General features: G+C 36.5%; 22 protein-coding genes. 12 read left to right on the forward strand and 10 right to left on the reverse strand.

The window, feature by feature from the left end; translation table 11 throughout:
- Window positions 1-510 precede the first annotated feature (510 nt).
- The 7 genes from I6751_RS01245 to I6751_RS01275 form a co-directional block, all read right to left on the reverse strand.
- Window positions 511-1,647: a sensor histidine kinase gene (locus tag I6751_RS01245; protein WP_196590251.1), complete on the reverse strand. Its 1,137-nt coding sequence runs from the start codon at window positions 1,645-1,647 to the stop codon at window positions 511-513.
- A 2-nt stretch (window positions 1,648-1,649) separates the two neighbouring features.
- Window positions 1,650-2,336, reverse strand: a complete 687-nt coding sequence (locus I6751_RS01250; RefSeq protein WP_196590250.1) for a response regulator transcription factor — start codon at window positions 2,334-2,336, stop codon at window positions 1,650-1,652.
- A 231-nt stretch (window positions 2,337-2,567) separates the two neighbouring features.
- A complete protein-coding gene (locus I6751_RS01255) occupies window positions 2,568-3,923 on the reverse strand; it encodes a 4Fe-4S binding protein (RefSeq protein WP_196590249.1) in 1,356 nt (451 codons plus the stop codon).
- Window positions 3,920-4,369, reverse strand: a complete 450-nt coding sequence (locus I6751_RS01260; protein ID WP_196590248.1) for a hypothetical protein — start codon at window positions 4,367-4,369, stop codon at window positions 3,920-3,922. Before I6751_RS01260 ends, I6751_RS01255 begins: the two co-directional genes overlap by 4 nt.
- 197 nt (window positions 4,370-4,566) lie before the next feature.
- Window positions 4,567-5,478, reverse strand: a complete 912-nt coding sequence (locus I6751_RS01265) for a PHP domain-containing protein (RefSeq protein WP_196590247.1) — start codon at window positions 5,476-5,478, stop codon at window positions 4,567-4,569.
- A gap of 16 nt (window positions 5,479-5,494) precedes the next feature.
- Window positions 5,495-6,493: an ROK family protein gene (locus I6751_RS01270; protein WP_196590246.1), complete on the reverse strand. Its 999-nt coding sequence runs from the start codon at window positions 6,491-6,493 to the stop codon at window positions 5,495-5,497.
- A gap of 115 nt (window positions 6,494-6,608) precedes the next feature.
- Window positions 6,609-6,803, reverse strand: a complete 195-nt coding sequence (locus tag I6751_RS01275) for a helix-turn-helix transcriptional regulator (protein WP_196590245.1) — start codon at window positions 6,801-6,803, stop codon at window positions 6,609-6,611.
- 166 nt (window positions 6,804-6,969) lie between these two features.
- Between I6751_RS01275 and I6751_RS01280 the strand changes: the two genes are divergently transcribed.
- The 3 genes from I6751_RS01280 to I6751_RS01290 all read left to right on the forward strand — a co-directional run bounded on the left by I6751_RS01280 (window position 6,970) and on the right by I6751_RS01290 (window position 9,335).
- Window positions 6,970-7,797: an MBL fold metallo-hydrolase gene (locus tag I6751_RS01280; RefSeq protein WP_196590244.1), complete on the forward strand. Its 828-nt coding sequence runs from the start codon at window positions 6,970-6,972 to the stop codon at window positions 7,795-7,797.
- Window positions 7,798-7,865: 68 nt separating this feature from the next.
- Window positions 7,866-8,450: a dienelactone hydrolase family protein gene (locus tag I6751_RS01285; RefSeq protein ID WP_196590243.1), complete on the forward strand. Its 585-nt coding sequence runs from the start codon at window positions 7,866-7,868 to the stop codon at window positions 8,448-8,450.
- A gap of 144 nt (window positions 8,451-8,594) precedes the next feature.
- Window positions 8,595-9,335 carry an HAD-IIB family hydrolase gene (locus tag I6751_RS01290; RefSeq protein WP_196590242.1) on the forward strand — a complete coding sequence of 247 codons (741 nt, stop codon included), beginning with the start codon at window positions 8,595-8,597 and terminating at the stop codon, window positions 9,333-9,335.
- Between the two features lie 86 nt (window positions 9,336-9,421).
- Here the strand turns inward: I6751_RS01290 and I6751_RS01295 are convergent, their stop codons facing one another.
- Window positions 9,422-10,303, reverse strand: coding sequence for a LysR family transcriptional regulator (locus I6751_RS01295; RefSeq protein ID WP_196590241.1), 882 nt, complete (start codon window positions 10,301-10,303; stop codon window positions 9,422-9,424).
- A gap of 137 nt (window positions 10,304-10,440) precedes the next feature.
- On the opposite strand from I6751_RS01295, the gene I6751_RS01300 reads away from it, so the two are divergent.
- A complete protein-coding gene (locus I6751_RS01300) occupies window positions 10,441-11,850 on the forward strand; it encodes an MFS transporter (protein ID WP_196598969.1) in 1,410 nt (469 codons plus the stop codon).
- A 199-nt stretch (window positions 11,851-12,049) separates the two neighbouring features.
- Here I6751_RS01300 and I6751_RS01305 read toward each other — a convergent pair whose 3' ends face one another.
- Window positions 12,050-13,771, reverse strand: a complete 1,722-nt coding sequence (locus I6751_RS01305) for a methyl-accepting chemotaxis protein (protein WP_196590239.1) — start codon at window positions 13,769-13,771, stop codon at window positions 12,050-12,052.
- Window positions 13,772-14,387: 616 nt separating this feature from the next.
- On the opposite strand from I6751_RS01305, the gene I6751_RS01310 reads away from it, so the two are divergent.
- The 5 genes from I6751_RS01310 to I6751_RS01330 all read left to right on the forward strand — a co-directional run bounded on the left by I6751_RS01310 (window position 14,388) and on the right by I6751_RS01330 (window position 18,142).
- Window positions 14,388-15,617 (forward strand): M20 family metallo-hydrolase, encoded by a 1,230-nt coding sequence (locus tag I6751_RS01310; RefSeq protein ID WP_196590238.1) that lies wholly within the window; start codon window positions 14,388-14,390, stop codon window positions 15,615-15,617.
- A gap of 62 nt (window positions 15,618-15,679) precedes the next feature.
- Window positions 15,680-16,450, forward strand: a complete 771-nt coding sequence (locus tag I6751_RS01315) for an HAD-IIB family hydrolase (RefSeq protein ID WP_196590237.1) — start codon at window positions 15,680-15,682, stop codon at window positions 16,448-16,450.
- Between the two features lie 80 nt (window positions 16,451-16,530).
- Complete coding sequence (locus I6751_RS01320) at window positions 16,531-16,722, forward strand: YwbE family protein (RefSeq protein ID WP_196590236.1); 192 nt, start codon at window positions 16,531-16,533, stop codon at window positions 16,720-16,722.
- 46 nt (window positions 16,723-16,768) lie between these two features.
- Window positions 16,769-17,575, forward strand: coding sequence for a TrmH family RNA methyltransferase (locus I6751_RS01325; protein ID WP_196590235.1), 807 nt, complete (start codon window positions 16,769-16,771; stop codon window positions 17,573-17,575).
- 210 nt (window positions 17,576-17,785) lie between these two features.
- Entirely contained in the window at window positions 17,786-18,142 is a 357-nt protein-coding gene (locus I6751_RS01330) for a molecular chaperone Hsp90 (RefSeq protein WP_196590234.1), read from the forward strand.
- A 185-nt stretch (window positions 18,143-18,327) separates the two neighbouring features.
- On the opposite strand, the gene I6751_RS01335 is transcribed toward I6751_RS01330, so the two are convergent.
- Complete coding sequence (locus I6751_RS01335; RefSeq protein WP_196590232.1) at window positions 18,328-18,606, reverse strand: glutaredoxin family protein; 279 nt, start codon at window positions 18,604-18,606, stop codon at window positions 18,328-18,330.
- 212 nt (window positions 18,607-18,818) lie between these two features.
- Here I6751_RS01335 and I6751_RS01340 point away from each other — a divergent pair, with 212 nt between their 5' ends.
- The 3 genes from I6751_RS01340 (at window position 18,819) to I6751_RS01350 (ending at window position 21,623) form a co-directional block, all read left to right on the forward strand.
- Window positions 18,819-19,403, forward strand: a complete 585-nt coding sequence (locus I6751_RS01340) for a helix-turn-helix domain-containing protein (RefSeq protein WP_196590230.1) — start codon at window positions 18,819-18,821, stop codon at window positions 19,401-19,403.
- 218 nt (window positions 19,404-19,621) lie between these two features.
- Window positions 19,622-20,293 carry a TetR/AcrR family transcriptional regulator gene (locus I6751_RS01345; protein ID WP_196590228.1) on the forward strand — a complete coding sequence of 224 codons (672 nt, stop codon included), beginning with the start codon at window positions 19,622-19,624 and terminating at the stop codon, window positions 20,291-20,293.
- 178 nt (window positions 20,294-20,471) lie between these two features.
- On the forward strand, window positions 20,472-21,623 hold the full coding sequence (locus tag I6751_RS01350; protein ID WP_196590226.1) for an ABC transporter permease: 1,152 nt from the start codon (window positions 20,472-20,474) through the stop codon (window positions 21,621-21,623).

The raw sequence follows: 21,623 nt of genomic DNA on the forward strand, positions 1-21,623 counted from the left end.
TGACTGCGATTTACCATCGACATTTAAAACACTCCTTTGTTAAAAACAATTCATCATATAATTTATATAATCCAAAGAATATTTAAATAATATCATTAAATTCAGAAATATTGCCGGACTCATCGTATACACTTAACACAACAACACTTTAATCAAACCAGATTTTATTAATAAATAATCAATAATTATAATATAATCATTGATTTAGATATTATTGTTATGTCTATTAATTATCATATTATGTCTTTTTATATAGTATAACACAAAATGACAAAATACCCTACTATTGAATAATATATAATGTATTTTATTGCAAAAAATGTGTTGATTGTGGATTTATCCAATTGCCTGCCAAGCCCGGCGCCCAGTCTTTCTGGAATGCTGATCCTGATATAAAAATTTATGTGTAGTCTAATTTTGTAAAAATGGGACTGTCGCATAAACAGCATTGACCTCATAAGGATGCACCCCGCCCTTCTAAGGACAGACAAAGGTAGCAGGGATATTGCATTATATATAACAGCAGATGTCTTTAATGGGTAAGGAAACAATAAATTCACTGCCTTTACCTTGTATACTTTTTACCTGCACTTTCCCATCATGAATTTCAACCAATTGCTTGACAATTGCCAGTCCCAGTCCTGAACCGCCTCTTTTTCTATCGCGCGACTTTTCGCTGCGATAAAAGGACTCAAAAATATGCTCAATATCATCAGCTGCTATACCAAATCCATTATCAATAACATGTATTATCAGCCATCTTTCGTCTTTTTGTCTTTCTGTCTCAGAGGATACTATTACCTTGCTGTTTTCTGGAGAATAGCGAATAGCATTAATCAATAAGTTATTAAAAACCTGACTGATTCTATCATGGTCTATACAAATTTCCGGCAGCGACGGAGCAAGATGACAAGAAATATCTATTTTTTTTTCATCTGCTAATGGTTTTATCATTAAAACAGCTCGATTTAATAGCTGATTGATATCTGCCTGATGTTTTTCAAGTCTTAATTGCCGCACTTCAGCCAATGACAATTCACGCAAATCTTTAATCAAACGATTCAATCTCACAGCTTCTTCAAATAAAGACCGCAGCTCCTCTTTGCCTGGTTCAATAACACCGTCCAGCATTCCTTCCAAATTTCCCTGAATAATTGCCAACGGTGTTTTTAACTCGTGGGCAATGTTGGCCAATAGTTGTTTACGCAGCTTTGTGTTTATAGCTAACGTCTCCGACATTCTATTGAATATAGTCGCTAAATGCCCGACTTCGTCATTCGTTTCGATAGGTACTTTATGCCCGAAGCTGCCTCGTTCTATTTCTTCTGCTGCATTGCTTAAATCCCGTAAAGGCACCGTTATACTGCGTGCCAAAATATAACTGGCTCCTAACCCGATAACCAATATTCCAAGGCCTACCCAAATCAACGAAGTATGCACAGAGACCAAAAAATTATTTTCATGCGGTCCCATCATCATTCCACTATGCTGCATTTGATTAAATTCCATGTGCTGCATAATCAAATATTTTTGAAATAAGTCTGTCATTTGGGCATTTGCCATATAAATTAAAATTACTACGGTCAACGCTATCGCTAAAAACATCAACCCAGTGATCCGATAAGTAATACTACTTAATTTTCCCATATTTAATCCTCCGCAAACTTATATCCAACACCGTAAACAGTCAATATATATCGTGGCTCTCTGGGGTTATCTTCAATTTTTCTCCGCAAATTTTTTATATGAACATCAATAGTACGATCGTATCCTTCAAAACTATTCCCTTGCATTTGTTCAACAATCTGCAATCGAGTGAAAACCCTGCCGGCGTTAGTCACAAGTAACGCCAATATTTTAAATTCAGTAGCAGTCAGCTCTATTATTTCACCATCTTTTGATACTTGATGTCGTTCAAAATCTATAGAAATATTACCAATTTGCAGAGGAATTTTTTGCAGCAATGTCATATTCATGCGTCTCAGAACGACTTTAGCTCTTGCTACTACTTCTTTAGGACTAAATGGTTTTGTCACATAATCATCTGCTCCTATTTCCAGACCTATCAGCCTATCACTCTCTTCATCTCTTGCAGTCAGCATAATTATCGGGACTTCATTATCCTTGCGTATTTGTCTGCACACCTCCCAACCATCAATTTCAGGGAGCATGATATCTAAAACTACAATACTCGGCTTTTTCCCCTTTACCAATTGTATCGCTTGCAGACCATCATAAGCTGCATATGTCAGAAACCCATCTTTTTCAAAATATGTTTTCAATAATTGTACCAATTTTTCATCATCATCTACTAATAGTACAGAATGTTTGATCATATATATTCTCCCTTCAATTTATAAATATTTTACATTTGTAATCAATCATTTGCATATAATATTTAAATATTAATAAAAACAGCAAGTCGGAACAATATTTCTTGCCCAACCTGCTGTATTTTTATGGTGACTTATTACTATCCGATAGTCCGAATTTCAATCATTACTGCCTGTACTTTAGTTAATTTTATTTGTGTTCACTGTTCGTAAATAAATCCGTGCATTTCATAACTACGCACGATGCGACATTGGCAGCAGGAATATATATATATTCAAAATTGTTAAAAGTGAAATCAATATAACATACGGTAAATATGAATGTTTTTTATCTGCTTCATTACGACTTTTTTCTTTGCCATAATTGAATTTTGCTATACGATATGCCGTATACATTGATCCAAGTGCTCCTAATAGCAACAACACAAACTGCATTATTTCTATTGTACTACCAGACAGTAATGCTGTCGATGATGCGTGGTATTCTTTCATTCCAATCATTGACATTGCCGTATAAAAAACTGCCTTTCCTTCGGCCAGTAAATGAAATAAATTATGTGCCATATGTCCGGCAAAATCGAGCGGAATCAACGCATAACCAAACTTAGCAAAATTTGATTTTATTAATTCTTTATTTATACGTGACCCTGCCCAACTCGCAATATACAGTAATAATGCCGGAATCGCCATAGCAATAGCAAAAATCACTGTAAATGTAATTGCATAATTATTTGTGCCCAGAAACATTTCCAATTGGTGCTGCGCAGTCGTCCAGATATCCAGCATCGTAATGTTTTGGACAAACACAATTCCCATTATGATTACCGCTAAAAATGATTCCTCAAGCTTTGGCCGACGTATAAACCACAATTCTTTTGCAGGCATACGAATAGAAAGCTTTATAGAATCATTAGGACAATTTTTGACACAATACCCACAAAAATTACAGCGTGCATTACTGTCCATAGTTTTCGGATATTCAAACATCGGGCATCCTGGTGCTTTTTCTCCGCCTTTGTAGCAAGCAGCCACAGTACATTTTTGACATTTTTCTGGGGTGCCTCTAAGTTCTAATGATGCACTTCTCGAATAATTTCCTGATAACCCACCTAAAAAGCAAAGATACCTGCACCACGTACGCCGTTCAAAAAACGCTCCTGAAACAACCACTCCGGTAATCAGTAAAAGCATTATTACACCGGAACCTCTTGGATATTCTACCATTCCAAAAACATGGTCACTCCATGTAATCAGTATATAAATAAAATCAATAATCCAAATACCATATTTTTTTAAAAATCTCGGTACAGGACGATGATTGCCTACAAATTTTTGCACCATGTCACTCAATGTTGCAAATGGACATATTGCACACCAAACACGCCCAACCAACAGAAAAGTCAGTGGAATAATCGACCACCAAAAAATCCATGTCATTGCCGTTCCAAAATTATAATGTGGAGAAGAATCACCAAATAACAAATCAAAAACTATAATAGCAAACACAATCGCCGTTGGCCACCGCAAAACTCCTGGATACCAGCGACTTTTCAGTATACCTTTAATAAAATAATTTATTTTTTCTGTCATTGAAGTTTCTCCTTTTTGCTCCATTTCATAATTCCGGCAAAAACAATGACTAATGCATTAAATATTACAACACCTTCTATGAATGGCCAATTTGGTCCTTCGCCTGGTTTTCCCATTGTTCTCTCATCATGCTGATGTTCATGTACTTCAGTTGCCTCGCCACTTCGAACATGATTATGTGCTTGATAATCATGTGAAGATTGCGTCTCCATCTGATGATGCATAGCTTTTGTATCATCTTCCTGCATTTCTTCGTGATTTGCATGCATAGACTTTGATCCATCAGAGTTGTTTTCATCACTCATTTGCATAGCGTCAGCTAATTTTAAAGATTCCTTTTGCTGCTCCCAAGCCGGTAGCATTTTATTTGCACTGCCAATAGCTGCCACTGCATTCACAGTAATTAAAGCAGCGGCACACATAAATAAGAATTTTTTCAATGCCATAAACATCCTCTCCATATTTGTTTCCCATATATCTTATAACAAAAATATAAAGTCACTATGTGCAAAATATGAAGATTATATGAATAAAAAAGAGATGGTTTACTATACTTATAGTATTTACCCATCTCCAAATGTTCTTATTTGTTTCCCTTTATCTGTCAAATCGACATATCACACACGACAGCGTATTACCGTTTTCAAAGACTTCCTATTATCTTCCCGCCGCGTTTCCTTATCTTACCCATAAGTTGTTCACATGCAGCATATACAGCAGGATGCTCCACCCCGCCCAGCTTAACAGCTGGTTTTGTTTTACCGTGAAAATCACTTCCAGCCGTTGCAATAAGCTTATATTCATGACAAATTTTTTCATAAAACTCAGTGGTTTCCGCATCATGGTAATTGTTATACACTTCAATTCCATCAATATTTGTTTTTATGATTGATTTTGTAATTTCATAATTTTTACCCATATTAGCTCCAGGATGAGCAAGCACAGCTGCACCGCCGTTCTTTTGAATTTCATTAACTGCCGCACCAAGTGAAATATAATGCATCGGAACATATGCCGGTTTACCCTGTGCGCAAAAATCCCAATAAAAATTGACCAGCGGATTATCACTGCGTGCCCCACCTTGCCTGAATGGCAAAAGTAGTTCATTATCTTTGTTACGCGAGTCCTTCAATACTTCTTCAGCAATCGTTTCAGCAGTAATGACACCATTAGGAGATTTTGCTACCAGTTTTTTATCAAAATGAAATCCTAATTCACTGATAATATTAAGCATCTTCCCTGAACGCTCCAACTCCTGTTTATAAACATTTTGCTCAATTTCTTTAAATATTTTTTCACCATAGCATATGCCATAACCTAATAAATGAAAATCGTGCTTTTCATGTGTGCAATCGATTTCTATCGCCGGAAAATATAATAACCCAAGCTTCATTGCCGCTTTTTGTGCCTCACAAATCCCTTTTGTGGAATTGTGATCTGCCAATGCCACTGCCTTCAATCCAGCCGAACTACACATTTGCATCAGAGTTTCCGGTAAAAATTCACCGTCACTGCTGTAAACGGAATGCATATGCAAATCCAACCATTTTCCCATAAAATATCTCCTCATTTCAGTTTTTGTTGTCCAAATAAGCCGTTGCTAAAGAACGTATCCCTCTGCCATAATCTTCATATATATCTGCCTTAATCGTTATTTTCGGTAAAAATTCTTCTGCAAGCTCCTGTGTGCAAAGCTCCTTAATCATTTTGGCATGCATAGGCCGCAGTTTTTCATTATATATAACTACACTGTCCGGATTCCATGTTAAGGTAAAAAGCAATACAACCTGCGCCACTTTTTGCATAAATTTATGTTCATGTACGGCAGTACCCATTTTCTTTTTTAATTTAGCGGCGCGAAAATAGCGCCCTATCTCTCCGGCTATGCCGTCGCGCCCTTTATAAAGGCTACCCCGCAAAAAAATACCTGCCCCCGGGAGATAATTTTGCGGGAAATAAATACCGACTATAGTCTCACTCTGACATTTCACCCCCAATGAGCAGGCATATCCGGCTACTGCAGCGTTAATGTCATTTTCAAAAATCACCGGACAATTCAATCGTGCCGACAAATTTCTGCAAAAAGCCGTATTTTTTAATTGAGGATAATCAATAACAATCAATTTGTCTTTTACTACCACTCCGGGTAGACCAATTGCGACAACTAAAATTTGTGGATATCGTTTAAAATAAGGGGAAAGCACCTTACAAAAATAATCAAAATTTATTTGCTCCGGCTGTAATTCGGAAAAGTCTATTGTATTTCCCAATAAATCATCTACCGAAATAAATACAGTATCATGTCCGGCCCTTTCATGCATATAAACAATTAATGCCAAAGAACGCCTTGCATTAAAACTATAGGTTCGTGCTCTTCTTCCTCCGGAAGACTCGGCCTCGTCTGTGGCAAACGCTTCTCCGCTCAACAAAAGTTCATGCAGCAACGAGTTGACTGTAACGACACTTAATCCCGTATACTTCGACAATTGCGGTTTAGTTGCCTGTCTCACTTGCTTAAGACATGAACGCAAAAGTTCTAAATTCTTATTGCGTAAATCTTTTTTATCCAAAGCAATTACCTCATTAATAAAATAACTTTATAAAGTTATTTTATTAATTTTTGGCATATTTGTCAAATAATATTTTTTGCATGAGTTCTTTGTATAATAACTAAAATAAGCTATATCAATAACTTTCCTGTGCTTGTCCAAAACAGCCAGGGCAGCAAACATATTCAAATACAGAATAACCAGTAATTACTCGAAAACCCTGCTGAAAATAATAAAGCGGCATCTGAATGACTTTTGCAACATTTTCCGCCCTGATTTCTTCATATAAGTTGCTTTCTATATATGCTATTGCCTTTTGTAAACTATTCATCCGACCCAATATTTTCCTGTTATTTCCCCGGTAAATTTGTCAATTTATTTATTAATACCTGCAACTTTTTTATTATTATCACCAACAGATACTATATCACACAATTTATGATATTATACTAAAGAATGATTTTTTATATTTAAATTTTTAACGGGGGAATAAAAAATTGAAACTCAGAATCTTAGTTGATAATTATACATTTATTGACGAATATTATTTAGGAGAACCAGGTCTGTCATTTTACATAGAAGAAGCAGGAAAAAACTATTTACTGGATACAGGATATTCAGATGTCCTGCTTAAAAATGCCGCGGCTATGAGAATTGATTTAAAACAACTAGATACAATCATTCTATCTCATGGTCATAACGATCATACCGGAGGATTGCGTTACTTAAAAATACTTTATGCCGACATGATTAAAAAACCACAGTTACTAGCACATCCACAGGCATTTTGGCAGCGCAGGGAAGGTAATTTGGATATTGGCATACCTGTTTCAATGACAGAACTGCAACAAAGTTTTCAAGTAAAACAATCGACAAAACCTGTATGGCTGAGTCCGCGCCTTATATATCTCGGAGAAATTAAACGATACAATGGTTTTGAAGGAAAAAATTTTATAGGAAAAATTAAAAATCCCGCAGGAGATTGGATTGAAGATTATGTAATTGATGATTCTGCGCTGATTTATTGCTCAAACCATGGATTGGTCATCATGACAGGATGTTCTCATGCGGGAATATGTAATATTACCGAAATGGCCAGACAAGTGTGTGGTGAGTCAAGGATTGCCGCAGTTATTGGTGGATTCCATCTATTAAAAACAGGAAAATATCAATTGCAGCAAACAATAAATCACCTACACAAACAATCCCCCAAGGCAATTTATGCCTGTCATTGCATAGATCTTACCGCTAAAATGAAACTGGCAGAAACATTGCCAATACATGAAACAGGAGTTGCTTTATCCTTGGAATGGGATGCGGTATAAGTATTCATACATCTCAACAAAAATCATAATAACCCCATCATTATTTTACATAAAACGGAGAATTTAATATGACAGATAAAAATTTGGCATTGGTGCTTCTACCGGAAATATATGGCTGCAACACATTTATGAATGACATTAAAACTATATATCAACAGTGCGGTGTCACTGTATTTTGTCCTAATCTATGGCTGCGGGCTCCTTTTCCTTATGAAAAGCAACAACAGGCTTATGATTATTTTCGTCAACACTTAGGTTTTAGAATCTACAAGGATATCGACTATCTGTTGGAAGAATTACAGGCATCTTATGACCGGGTCATAGTACTTGGTTTCAGTGTAGGAGCCACCCTGGCTTGGCGTTGCAGTGCACTAGGTCATACGGACGGTATAATTGCCTGTTACGGATCGCGAATCCGAGATTATTTGGACATTGAGCCACGATGCAGCACCCTGTTGCTTTTTGCCAAATACGATTCTTTTGACGTAACGGCCATCACCAAAGTATTAAGACAAAAAAAGAATGTACAGACTAAAATATTTCCGGCGCAGCATGGTTTTTTTGATTTGCATTGTAAAACCGGTGATGCATTCCAGGCAAAAGCAGGCTGGAATTGTATTGATAAATTTATACAATATATTTGTGAAAAATAACACAATTAATTTCATACTAATGCATTTAGTGTTATAGATAAACTATCATTTTTTTCTAACCTGTATTTGTCACACATCGATTATGATGTTACAATTAAAATAAAAGATATATCTATAATAATCTATACTGGAGGTATTTATATATTGAAGGCATTAGCGACAGATTTCGATGGGACTTTATTCTTTTCATCACTAACCCCTTGTTTTAAAAGCAAAGATTTGAACGCGATACATGATTTCCAGTCAAGGGGAAATTGGGTAGGTGTTTGTACAGGCCGTCCAATTGAACCAATCCTTGATGATATTGGGAAGCGGATTCAGCTAGATTTCTATATTTTGAGCAATGGAGCATTGGTTCTGAATAAAAAACAACAGCCGCTTTATAAACGTCTGCTGGATTATGAGACAATTCATACTATTCATGAACAATATCATGACCATTGTGTCATATATCTGCAAAGTACGCATTCCCTATATGCCACGCAACGGCAAAAAACAAACTTCCGCGTGAAAGTCCATTTTCTTGACCATATTGAAAATGCTGCATCCATGGAAATATGCTGCTGTTCACTTGTCTTCACCAATGCGGATCAAGCTCAGCGGGCATATCATAGCATGAAAACAATAAATAACAGCTATGATTTTTTTCAAAATGTAAATTGCATTGACATCGTTCCTAAAGACTGCAGCAAGGGAAACGGTCTGAAGGTAATCAAGCAATCTTTTGGAATTGAAATTGCCGGCGGTATTGGTGATTCCTTCAACGATATCCCTTTGCTTGATGAAGCCGATGTAGCCTTCACATTCCACAATTCTGTCCAGCAGGTACAAGATCATGCCGATATTCTTGTGAACGATTTGGCAGATACATTCCGTTATTTATGAAGCTACTGCATATTCACGTAAATAATAATAGGTAAATACCATTAAACGTGTTGCAATCGAAATCTTAATAATAAAAACCATCAATCTCATTTTAGTGTCCTGTTTATCTGTTCTTCAAAAAGCGTGATAAAATTTTTTGCAACAGAAGACAGTGCATGTTTTCTGAGCCAAACTAAATTTGAACTCGTATACAAAACCGGAGCATCGATTTCCTTATAATAAAGATTGATACCAGGCACAATATGTATCCAATCTTTTGGTATCACAGCCACTCCCATACCGGCGGCTGCCCATGTCAAGACAGAACGTGTATCATCTACTTCGCATATAATGTTTGGTACAATGCCTGCCATATGGCAGGCATTTCTAATAATAGATGTAAACCGATAGTTTACAATCAAGGGATATTCAGCAAGTCCGGTTATCTTTATTATCCTTTCATCATTTTCATATTTTGTAGATTTTGCAGCAACCATCGGTTGTTCCGGTAAAGAAAATACATTAAATAATTTTGTATCAAAAGGCGTACGGACAATTCCGACTTCAATCATATCCATTTTTAAAGCTTCTCGTATGCTTTGTGTGCTCATATTTCGTATTTTAAATTTAATCTGCGGATACCTTTGATGAAACTGCTGTATTGTATCAGACAATAAAATTACTGCCAGCGTTGAAACAGCTCCAATTGCCAATGTTCCCTGTTTTCCCGAATCAAAATTTTCTAGCTCTGCACCAGTTGCATCAATAATCTCAAGAATCTGCTCCGCACGTTGTTTAAAATGTTTTCCAGCATCCGTCAATTGCAGTCTTCTGGTGCTTCTGACGGCTAATTGTACTCCAAGTTCTCGTTCTATTCTTTTCAGCTGATTGCTCATATAAGGTTCCGGGAGAAAAAGGCGCTTTGCCGCTTTAGTAATATTTCCCTCTTCCGCAATTGTTATAAAATATTGAAGTTGTTTTTGATCCATGTTTTCACCTTATTAATATCATTTTTTATATTAATAATACCATATTTTAGTATTTTTAGTATTCTTTTATCAATGATATAATAATTTTGTCATGTAACATCCAACAGACATCAAATTCACTTCAAGGGAAGCTTTATATGCAATCGAGAAAATCAAATCATTTTATATTTACCTGTGTGGGAATTGGTACTTTCATTGCCTTGCTAAATTCGAGTCTAATCACTACCATATTGCCAAATATCAGACAATCTCTGAAAATTTCTACGGGACAGGCAGACTGGCTGGTTTTGATTTTCCTGCTTGTCATGACTGTCTCTTTAATTCCGCTCGGACGATTGTCAGATATTTGGGGACAAAGGCCACTTTTATTAACTGGCTATATAGTATTTGTGTGTGCTGCAGCTGTTTGCGGTTATTCTTATAATTTTCTGTCAATTTTAATAGGAAGAGCTCTCTTAGGATTGGGGTCAGCTATGATTTTATCAGTCGGCCCGGCAATTCTCACCACGACATTTCCAAGCGACCAAAGGGGAAAGGTACTCGGTATACAAGCATTGATAACCTATCTTGGCTTATCCTTCGGCCCTTTGATCGGTGGCAGTATCACTCAATTTTTTGGTTGGCAGTCTGCTTTTTTAATAAGTATACCTTTGGGAATAATTGGTTTTATTTTTTGCTTTACATCTGTCCCACAAAGATCAACAGTCAATACAACAATTGATGTCAGAGGAATTGTTGTATTTCTTGTTTTTATGACTTCAGCAACATTGCTGCTTAACTCAACGATTATAAGCAATTTTCATATTGTAGTCTGGCTGTTATTGCTGTCTCTTCCAGTTTCTCTTTTACAGTTTTTACATATCGAGCGTAAAGCTGCTTTACCAATGATTGATTTCTCGCTGTTCCATATACAAAATTTCAAATTTGGCTTAGTTGGTGCCGCTTCAAATTATCTTTGTTTCTACTTGGTTTTATTTATCATTCCTTATTATTTAAACAATATCCTAAAAAGCCCACCTGTACAAATTGGGTTCTTTTTGACTATCCCTGCTCTCATAATGACCATAGTTTCCCCAATTGCCGGTACTTTATCCGACCGTTTCGGCGCACGTATATTTTCGATAACAGGGATGTGTTTCAGTGTAATAAGCCTCACAATATTTGCCAGTGTTGGCATTATAATTAAACCTGTCACATTTATTTTAGTCATTGGTGGGTTGATATGCACAGGTTTAGGAATCGGCATCTTCGCCGCTCCTAACAATTCGGCAATCATGTCTGCCGTTCCACAGACACACCAAGGCATGGCTTCCGGTACTATAGCTACATTCCGCAATATAGGAATGATTTTAGGCACTACACTTGGCGGCACATTTTTCGATCTAATATATAAATATATATTAGATGCCGGGAATACTTCATCGAGGGCATTTCTATCTGCTTTTTCTCTTGTTATGCTTGCCGCAGTATTTTTGGGAATATTGGGAATAATATGTATATCGCATATGGATAAAAGATCACAATACCGACAGCATAATCCTACTTAACTCATCATAACAAACAGATAAAATAAATATTGCAAAAAACATTATATAAAAAGGGGCCACCGCATGAACAGCATCGACCTCATAAAGATGCAACCCACCACCGCTATGCGGTTTCCCATTCTCCTAATGTGGACAGGAATAAAAATATTGCATGTTTATAAATGAAAATGGTTACGTGCGACAACCCTTTTTATAATATCTATATTTTAAATTTACGGACGGCGGTCTGCAAATCTTCGGCCATTTTTGCCAGATGCTGGCTGGCTGATGCAATCTCTTCTGTAGAAGCCGATTGTTCTTCAGTAGCCGCTGAGATATTCTGGCTTTCATCAGAAGTCTTTTTACTTTCCTTATCAATATTTTGTACTATATCAACTACATGATGCGTATTGCCTGTTACTTCTTCTATTGCTGCTGAAATGGTACGAACTTGTTCTGTCATTTCTTTGATCATGCTTAATATTGTCTTAAAACTCTTACCAGCTTCCGCAACGACCACAGCGCCGTCATTTACCTGAGTTTTACTGTCATTCATATAAACCACAGCATTATTAGTTTCATTTTGAACATCCGCGATAAGGTCTGTTATCTGCTTGGAAGCATCCTGAGACTGTTCTGCAAGTTTTCTTACTTCTTCAGCGACCACAGCAAATCCCTTTCCCGCTTCACCTGCCCGGGCAGCTTCTATTGCAGCATTTAATGCCAGTAAATTAGTCTGTCCAGCGATACTAGCTATTACTTCAACGATCTGGCCAATTTGTTCCGATTTATTTTCTAGCGCATCAATAACACCGGCGGTGCTGTTCGTTTTTTCTTCAATAGTTTTCATCTGTGTTACTGCTTTTTCTATATTTGCCCCGCCATCATTAGCAGTACTGGATGTCCGTTCAGCATAACTTGCCACTGTCTGGGCATTACCTGCCAATTGACTTACTGCCTCGAAAACCTGCTGCATTACCGTATTGGCCTCGTTAGTCAGTTGCAGCTGTTCCTCGGCCCCGTGAGCGACGGTTGTTGCTGAATCAGCTACCTGGTTTGAAGCCTGCGCCGATTGTGTAGCACTGGCGGTAAGTTCTTCAGAAGACGCTGCCAGCTGCTCTGATTCACCCATTAGATTTTTAATAAGTTTTCTTATTGTCGTTACGGTTCCATTGACCGCTCTGGAAACATCACCAAAATCACTTTTATCATCTAAATGATTTTGTGATACCTGCTGAGAAAAATCGCCCTTATCAAGTATCTTCAAAAAGTTAACGATTCCAGTTAAACGGTAACCTATCTGCTTTGTGATAATCCAACCAAGCAAAACACCTATTATTATTGCTGCAATAATAATCCCTATGAATAACATATTGGCAAGTGCAAAACTTTTTTGATTTTGCGCATTTACCTCATCAGCGGCCTTGTCAAGATCTTTCGCCAACGCAATTAATTCATCATTAAAATTATTGTTTATCGATGCCCCGTTTTCATTATAATAGGAAAATGCTTCCGCATTTTTACCCTGTTTTGCCAGATCCAATGCCTGTTGTCTTACATTGCGATATTTTACAAAATCATCTTTTATTTTTGCTATTTTATTCTTGAAATCTTCATTTAAAGAAAGCTGTCCCAAGCTTTCAAAACTAGTGTCAAATTGCTTATCTCTTTGTGCTATATCATCAAATAATTTCTGCCGTTCATTTTGATCAGTTGTAAGCATTATGGCATATGTGTCTGCTTCCATTTTTCTTGGATGTATTCGGCAATCATTGGCCCATTCAACAGCTAACAGATTCACATGATACATTTTATTCAAATTATCGTTAGATTTAGTCAAAAAATAGTATCCTGTAAAACCAACACAAATCAATGCTATAACCAATACTGAAATCAATAAAATAAATTTTTCTCTGACTTTTAGATTATGTAACCAGCTCAAAATATTTCCCCCATAATTAATTTAATATATTTTCAAATAAAATGCCCATTATTCAGTAAAATGTTCATTTATATTGAAGTTTTGTTCGACATGCCATTATTCGTATCATGAATTCGAAACTATATCTGCAAAACAAAATGCCCGGCAAAGATTTGTTCTTTCACCAGGCACTAATAAGCGTTACGCGTTTATAGGCAAAAGGATGCACGAGCTATATTGCTATAGCCTTAATGCATCCCTGCCACCCTCCATAATGTTTACCATTATATATTCTATTGTTGACAGTAAGTTTAATACAATCTTATTATTTTGTCAACTATAAAATATCACATTATGTATACTTAATTTAATTCATCTGTATTCAGTAATAGTATCAATTTTTGTAAAAAATAACATTATCTTATTACGCAAAAATAAATGAAATTTTATATATCTTTATTTAAATGTTCACCATTAAAAGATGTAATAAAATTCATTTGTATTTTAAATAATTAAGCAACAAAACAATTTTTATAACAAATATATGGTAATATAAATATTGAATAAATTATCATTTTATAATGATAATATCGTTATAGATTCTAACTAACAACATGATCAGGAATGGGGAAATAATATGACTGCGACAACGACTTTAGCGAAAAATTTTGCCACGATGCAAAATTTTTCATTACCTGGCGACGGGATAACGCGGCTCGCTTTTTCCGATGAGGACTGGAAAGCCAGAGATTTTATCATAGGATTACTGCAACAAGCTGGCCTTTCCATAAAAATCGATAACTTTGGCAATATATTTGGACGCAAAGAAGGACAAAACCCTCACGCCCCCACGGTTATGTGTGGCTCTCATATAGACAGCGTACCACATGGCGGTAATTTTGACGGTGTTTTAGGGGTTTTAGGAGCTATTGAGGCAATTAACCGAATGAACAAAAATGGTTTTATAAATTATAATCCATTAAAAATCGCAGTTTTTATGTGCGAAGAATCAAGCCGGTTCGGTGTCGCTACATTAGGCAGTAAAGCTATGTGCGGTGAATTGACTGTAAACGAAATGAAACGATTAAAAGATGCATCAAACAATTCTTTGTATGATGTATTATTGGCAAGAAATCTTCACCCCGACAATGTACAAAAAGAAATTCAACCAGGTGATTTAAAAGCCTGCATTGAAATGCATATCGAACAGGGAAAAGTTTTAGAAACATTGCATAAAACCATCGGTGTTGTAACCGGTATTGCCGCACCTACCAGAATGAAATTAATACTTACCGGCAAAGCCGACCATTCTGGTGCCACCCCCATGGGGATGCGTAATGACGCTTTATGTGCGGCAGCTGAAATCATTATTGCTGTAGAAAATGCCGCAGCAAACTCAGTCCGGCCAGCTGTGGGAACCGTCGGTATCGTAAAAGCAGCCCCTAATGTCATGAATGTAATTCCCGGTAAAGTTGAATTGGGCATAGATATTCGCAGCATTTATTCTCAGGCAAAAACTGATGTAACCGCTGATGTAAAAAAACGTATGGAATCTATAACAAAAAACAGAAATATTGATTATAAAATTGAAATGCTCTCTAATGAGGAACCGGTGAAATTGAATCCATTGGTAATAGATACTATTGCAACTATATGTGAGAATAAAAAAATTGCTTATCACAAAATGCCAAGTGGTGCCGGACATGACACCATGCATTTAGCACAATTTGCACCTGCCGGAATGATTTTTATTCCTTGCCGTGCCGGCATTAGTCACAATCCTGCTGAATGGGCTGACATGGATGATATTGAACAAGGTGTAGATGTATTATACAAAACACTCTGCTGCTTATCATCAAATAAATAACCTAAAAATTTTTATCATTATTATAATATAATGATAAAAGAATAATTAAGGAATGTGATACATTGAAAATTGCAGCCAGTGATTTTGATGGGACTTTATATCGAAAAAATCAAAAAGTAACAACGGACGATCTTACCGCCATTGCCCAATGGCGAACAGCTGGTAATCTATTTGGTATTGCTACAGGCCGTGGTCTAATCCTGATCTTACAAAGAATTCGTGAATATAATATCCCATTTGATTTCCTTATCTGCACAAACGGTGCAACGGTTTTTGATGACAAGCTTAATATTTTAGCCAGTCACGTCTTACCAGCACAAATCCAACAGGATTTGTTATCACAAAAGATGGTTGAACATTGCCAGTATGTTATATTTTTCACTACAAAAAAAGCTTATTTATACCCCATTTATAATGAAATTTGTATAGATTCGGCCAATTTGAACATTCCCAAAATTACGTTGCAAGAAGCTTTCAGACTATCCGGACTTATACAAATAACTTTATTTTATCCTGATGCGGAAGAAACAGCAGCCGCCCAGGCAGCATTGCAAAATCATTACTCAGGCAGTTTGTATATAAGTTCCAATCAATGTTTTGTTGACATCACTGCATGTGGCGTTGATAAAGCAACCGGACTGCAAGAACTTTTAAAAGAGCAGCATTGGAATCATATGCCGCTCTTGACTATCGGAGATGACAAAAACGATTTACCAATGATTGAGAGATTTCAAGGTTATACGATAGAAAGTGCAGCAGATTTAATCAAAAAAACTGCCGTCAAAGTCTATCCTTCAGTGGGTGATTTACTACTGGACCATTTGACATCATAAGCGGCCATTTCATTGCAGCTTATTGCATACAATATAGTTCAAAAGAACATCCATTAATGAAAATAGAAATGAGGTATATAATGAACGGGACAGAACGAAAAAATATCCGACCTGGAATAAAAGTAAAAATCGTACAAAAACAGCATCAAAAAACCGGACAATTAACTGAAGGTATTGTAAAAGATATTCTGACAAACAGTGCCGTACATCACAGAGGTATAAAAGTACGTCTTGAAAATGGAATCATCGGCAGAGTTCAGGAAATCTTATAGCATTGCACCATTAGCAATTGCTATTATATAAGGAAGCTGATATATTTTGGCTAATATTATAGAAATAGTTGATTTTACTGCTCCGGAATTAGCACTGTTTGATCGTTTAACGGAAGTACAGCTACGCAATCGTTCAGATCCCGGAAAGGGTATATTTATTGCAGAAAGTTTCAAGGTAATTGAGCTGGCTCTAAAATCAGGCTGCAAACCACTGGCTTTTTTAATGGAACGAAAGCGTATAGCCGGTCAGGCACATGACATCATTGAAAACTATGAAAATATTCCCGTATATACAGGTGATCGTGAATTATTAGCAAAATTAACCGGTTATAAACTTACACGGGGTATTTTATGCGCTATGACCCGCCCCAAACTGCCCGCAGCCGAAAGTCTAATACCTTCAGCCCAGCGTATAGCCATACTTGACGGCATCACAGACTCTACTAATGTTGGTGCGATATTCCGTTCTGCGGCAGCTTTAAATATAGATGCTGTACTCATAACGCCATCTTGCTGTGATCCATTGTGCCGGAGATCAGTTCGTGTCAGCATGGGAACCGTTTTTCAACTACCTTGGTCCCATATGGGAAATGATATATCCGTGCTAAAGAAATGGGGATTTAAAACAGCTGCTCTGGCATTAAATAATAATTCCGTCAGTATTGAAGATGAATCATTGGCTGGTGAAAAACGGCTGGCCTTGATTTTTGGCAGCGAAGGCTATGGTCTCCCAGCAACTACTATCGCTGCTTGCGATTATACAGTAAAAATTCCCATGGCACATCAAGTGGATTCGCTTAATGTTGCCGCTGCAAGTGCTGTTGCATTTTGGCAGCTAAGAATAAGAACATAATATAATAATGATTTATATCAAAAAGAGGCATTACATTTGAAAAAACTTGACGGGAACTTTTTCACGCTAAAAAAGCAGTGATTACCCTTGACACTTCTATATAGGAGTCAATAATACGTTTTAATAAAACAATTTTTCAACGGCCAATTTGTATAAACAGACTGGTTGTGCTAAAATACGAGCAAACGATAAAAAATGGAGATGTCAGCTATGGACAAAAAATTATTGGACTATGTAACGGACAAGACGCATGACTTAATAAACGCTCCATCTTGCTGCAATGAAGCAAAAACAGCAGCTCAACACTGGCTTACTGCCGTCGGCACAAAACAACAGACCGTTGAAACCCAGAAGTATATTGCTGAATTAAAAGCCGATATCACACCAATCAATATGTTGATTGCTTTTGCCGAATCGGATGAAGGTGCACGGCTTTTTGGTGCAGATACGGCTAAAAATATTGCGGCACATGCCAGACAAATTCAATCTACCGGGGCAAAGTATTGTGACTGTCCAGCCTGCACAGCCGCCGCTGCCATTCTCAGTAAGACAAACTCACTTCTTTAAAACGAACCGCAGAACCGCAAAAGCGGGATTGTCACACATAAGCATTTTAATTCATAAATAATGCTGTCCCATTTTCCTTGTCTATTCCAGGAAAACAAAAAACCCTATGAGGGTAAGCTACATTTTTTATGAGATCGATGTCGTCGGTGTGACAGCCCCGCTTTTATTATTTGAGCTGTATTCTCTTAACTTAATGCTTTATCAAGTGCTGTTTTTACATATTTTTTTATTTCTTCATAGCTTTGTCCCGGTTGAGCTTCATATAATTTTTCCCTGCCAATGAATAAAGAAGGCACATAATAATATTCATAACCTTTTATGGCGTCAGGTTCTTCATTTTCCTCATGCCATTGAATAGGAACAGCTGAATAATCTTCATTTTCCATTATCAATTCTTTAATAGCCTTCTTGGCTTTATGACAATAAGGACAATCTGTCAAGTAAAATGCCGTAATTGTTTTCATGTGTAATCCCCCTTTTATGTTAATATGTTAAGCGTACTTTAATTCTCAGGTATTGTCAATTATGTTCATACTGCAAAATACTTTTCCATTGAGCATATCGCCTAATCTTTCAATAACTCTCCTGCCGTTGAATACTTTTTGTCTTACTCTACGGAAAGTTTATTGAAAAACAATCGAAAGTTTTATACAATTCAATATGGAGGTACTGTTCAATGGAAAATAATAAAATAGGAAATGTAATTCGCATATTGCGGCAAAAAGCAAATATGACACAAAAACAACTTGCAGATAAAATGAATATTAGTGATAAGACCGTTTCCAAATGGGAACGCAATCTGGGATGGCCAGATATTTCACTTATAGCTCAACTTTCGAATATTCTTAATGTGGACACACAGAAATTATTGCTTGGTGATATAACTCCAAATGATATTGTAGCTGGTAATATGAAAAATACAAAATATTATATCTGTCCGTCATGCAACAATATTTCACTTTGTACTGGTAGGGCAACGGTTTCATGCTGCGGCAAACAATTAAGAGAACAAACTGTTAAAAAGGCTCCGGAAAATGAAAAATTATCAGTACAGTTCATAGAGGACGACTGGCATATTACCAGTAATCATCCTATGTTAAAAACACATTATATTTCCTTTGTAGCATTTACTGCAGGGGGCCAAATCAATTTACTCAAGCAATATCCCGAATGGGACTTAGATGTACGAATTCCCAAAAGAGGTCATGGAATGCTGATATGGTATTGCACTATACATGGCTTATTTTATCAATTGATCTAACAAAATAAACCCACAACTTATTTATTTCCCCGATTTAAACTGTGAGTTTTTACAAACAAATTTTCTCTTCAAATATTTTATATATAATTTCTTACTTATAATTGCTGTTACAATTCACATAGATACCTAAAATTCAGCATTGTATAATTAAACTCTTGACAAAAATATAACTTCATCCTATCATTTATTAGAACATATTCAACAACAGGAGGAAAAATATGAGAAAACGGCGGCGTTCGGAAGACCATTTAACAGAAGTCCGGCACAAAATCTTAAACAGTGCTAAGGATCTTTTCACTCATCAAGGATACAAAAAGACTACTATTCGGCAAATTGTGGAAAAATCCGGCATATTGACCGGAAGTATCTACTATCTTTATAAAAATAAAGAAGATATTTTTCAGGCTTTAATTTTATCTTTGACCAAAAATTGTATCAAAAAAATAGATGATGTCTATGCCGAGGAGTCACCTGAATTTCGCTATGCAGCTGTGTGCGCTGTGGAACTAAAAACTGTAGAAAACGATGCCATTGTCCGGGAATGTTACTTTGCCGGATATTCTTCCCGCATGATATTTGAACAATTGGTAATACAATTCACAGATTTAGCAATGGCACTATTTACAGGTACAAAACATGCCTGTTCCAGAGAGGATTACTTTCATAAGACATTGCTTATCAAGGGCGTTATGCGAAGCTGCGTTGCTGAGTTTTATTTTACACAGCCAATAAATCACCAGATAAGTTGTCATCAGTGTATTGCTTTGGCTCTTTATATTCTCGGTTTTGAACAGTCTGAGATCACTCATGTAATTAGCAGAATTGAAAATTTAACTGATGAATGGTCACGGATTGGTAATCACTTGCGGGATTATCCAGTTGAAAAATGAATTAATCTGCATATATCAATATTTTTTTATTCATTTTTTTGAACACGTTCAATGAATTATTAAAATAACTTCAATCCAGCCAAATTAATAACTTATACTGTATTGCTGCAAATAAACTTTGAGTCAGTATAATATCCGGCTCTATTACAAATACAATTAAGGCTACAGGTGATATTCCATGAATTTTCTTACTGTTTTACGTGATGAAACAAAATATATTTTTAGCGGCCGTTTTCCTATTGTTCTTATAATTTTCTTTGTACCATTATTGTTCACTATACTTTTCGGTGTCATATATGAAAAAAACGTTGTCAATAATATCCCTATGGCTGTATATGATCAGGATCAAAGTAAATTAAGCCGGGCACTCATCCAGGCATACAATGATTCAGAACGATACAATATTATTACTTATGTACAATCACAGGAAGATTTAGAAAATCAAATTTTAGAGGGTAAAGTTCTCATTGCCCTTGGTATCCCCAATAATTTTTCAAAACAAGTAAAATTGGGACAAAAAGCTAATATATTGTTTATCGTCAATTCGACAAATAATATGTTCGGCAATGCAGCCATAAGTTCCGCCCAAGAAATAAACAGGACTTTTTCGCTGGCAGTTGGTTCACAAATACTCGAGGCTGGCGGGCTTCTTCCGCAAAATGCCATAAATGCAGTTTACCCAATACATCTTGGAGTACGTATTCTCAACAACCCAATTAATGGTTATGGTCCTTTTATGCTGTCGGGTCTTATGCTCAATGGATTTCAAATTGGGCTTATGCTTGCTTTTGCCCCATCCGTTGTTACAGAAATACTCCGTCGCCGTTACGGTAGAGAATATTCTTCCCTAGCAATTGCTATAGGAAAATTCATACCATACTGGCTTGCCAGCCTTATATCTTTTGCTTTATCCCTTTCCGTCATCGTATATTATTTTGATATACCAATGCATGGTAACTGGAGCGAAGCACTCTGTCTGGCCGGAGGATTTTCATTCTTTGTGCTTTGTGTACTTATGCTATTTTCAGCTTGCTGCCCATCTCGAATTTTATCTCTTCAGGTTCCGATGGTGTACATTATGCCAGGTCTTTTATACAGCGGCCTGTCTTGGCCGTCATTTGATATGAATGCTGTTGCGGGAACTATTTCCCTGTTTCTTCCCATGTCCTGGGCTGGAGATAATCTGCGTGACATCTTATTAGCAGGATATGCTCCCCGCCTGTGGCATGATTGTATGATAATGTTTGTTGATGGATGCATTGCAGCATCATTAGCAACTTTGGTTGTTGCTATCCGCAGACACTATGAATGGAAAAGGGGGAATAAATAA

Source organism: Pectinatus frisingensis, from assembly GCF_015732285.1.
GTDB lineage: Bacteria > Bacillota > Negativicutes > Selenomonadales > Selenomonadaceae > Pectinatus > Pectinatus frisingensis.

Excerpts from the sequence above, each read along its gene's own strand:
- I6751_RS01245 (WP_196590251.1), bottom strand. The coding sequence starts at position 1,647 with ATGGGAAAATTAAGTAGTATTACTTATCGGATCACTGGGTTGATGTTT.
- I6751_RS01250 (WP_196590250.1), bottom strand. The coding sequence starts at position 2,336 with ATGATCAAACATTCTGTACTATTAGTAGATGATGATGAAAAATTGGTA.
- I6751_RS01255 (WP_196590249.1), bottom strand. The coding sequence starts at position 3,923 with ATGACAGAAAAAATAAATTATTTTATTAAAGGTATACTGAAAAGTCGC.
- I6751_RS01260 (WP_196590248.1), bottom strand. The coding sequence starts at position 4,369 with ATGGCATTGAAAAAATTCTTATTTATGTGTGCCGCTGCTTTAATTACT.
- I6751_RS01265 (WP_196590247.1), bottom strand. The coding sequence starts at position 5,478 with ATGGGAAAATGGTTGGATTTGCATATGCATTCCGTTTACAGCAGTGAC.
- I6751_RS01275 (WP_196590245.1), bottom strand. The coding sequence starts at position 6,803 with ATGAATAGTTTACAAAAGGCAATAGCATATATAGAAAGCAACTTATAT.
- I6751_RS01285 (WP_196590243.1), top strand. The coding sequence starts at position 7,866 with ATGACAGATAAAAATTTGGCATTGGTGCTTCTACCGGAAATATATGGC.
- I6751_RS01295 (WP_196590241.1), bottom strand. The coding sequence starts at position 10,303 with ATGGATCAAAAACAACTTCAATATTTTATAACAATTGCGGAAGAGGGA.
- I6751_RS01300 (WP_196598969.1), top strand. The coding sequence starts at position 10,441 with ATGCAATCGAGAAAATCAAATCATTTTATATTTACCTGTGTGGGAATT.
- I6751_RS01310 (WP_196590238.1), top strand. The coding sequence starts at position 14,388 with ATGACTGCGACAACGACTTTAGCGAAAAATTTTGCCACGATGCAAAAT.
- I6751_RS01320 (WP_196590236.1), top strand. The coding sequence starts at position 16,531 with ATGAACGGGACAGAACGAAAAAATATCCGACCTGGAATAAAAGTAAAA.
- I6751_RS01330 (WP_196590234.1), top strand. The coding sequence starts at position 17,786 with ATGGACAAAAAATTATTGGACTATGTAACGGACAAGACGCATGACTTA.
- I6751_RS01335 (WP_196590232.1), bottom strand. The coding sequence starts at position 18,606 with ATGAAAACAATTACGGCATTTTACTTGACAGATTGTCCTTATTGTCAT.
- I6751_RS01340 (WP_196590230.1), top strand. The coding sequence starts at position 18,819 with ATGGAAAATAATAAAATAGGAAATGTAATTCGCATATTGCGGCAAAAA.
- I6751_RS01345 (WP_196590228.1), top strand. The coding sequence starts at position 19,622 with ATGAGAAAACGGCGGCGTTCGGAAGACCATTTAACAGAAGTCCGGCAC.
- I6751_RS01350 (WP_196590226.1), top strand. The coding sequence starts at position 20,472 with ATGAATTTTCTTACTGTTTTACGTGATGAAACAAAATATATTTTTAGC.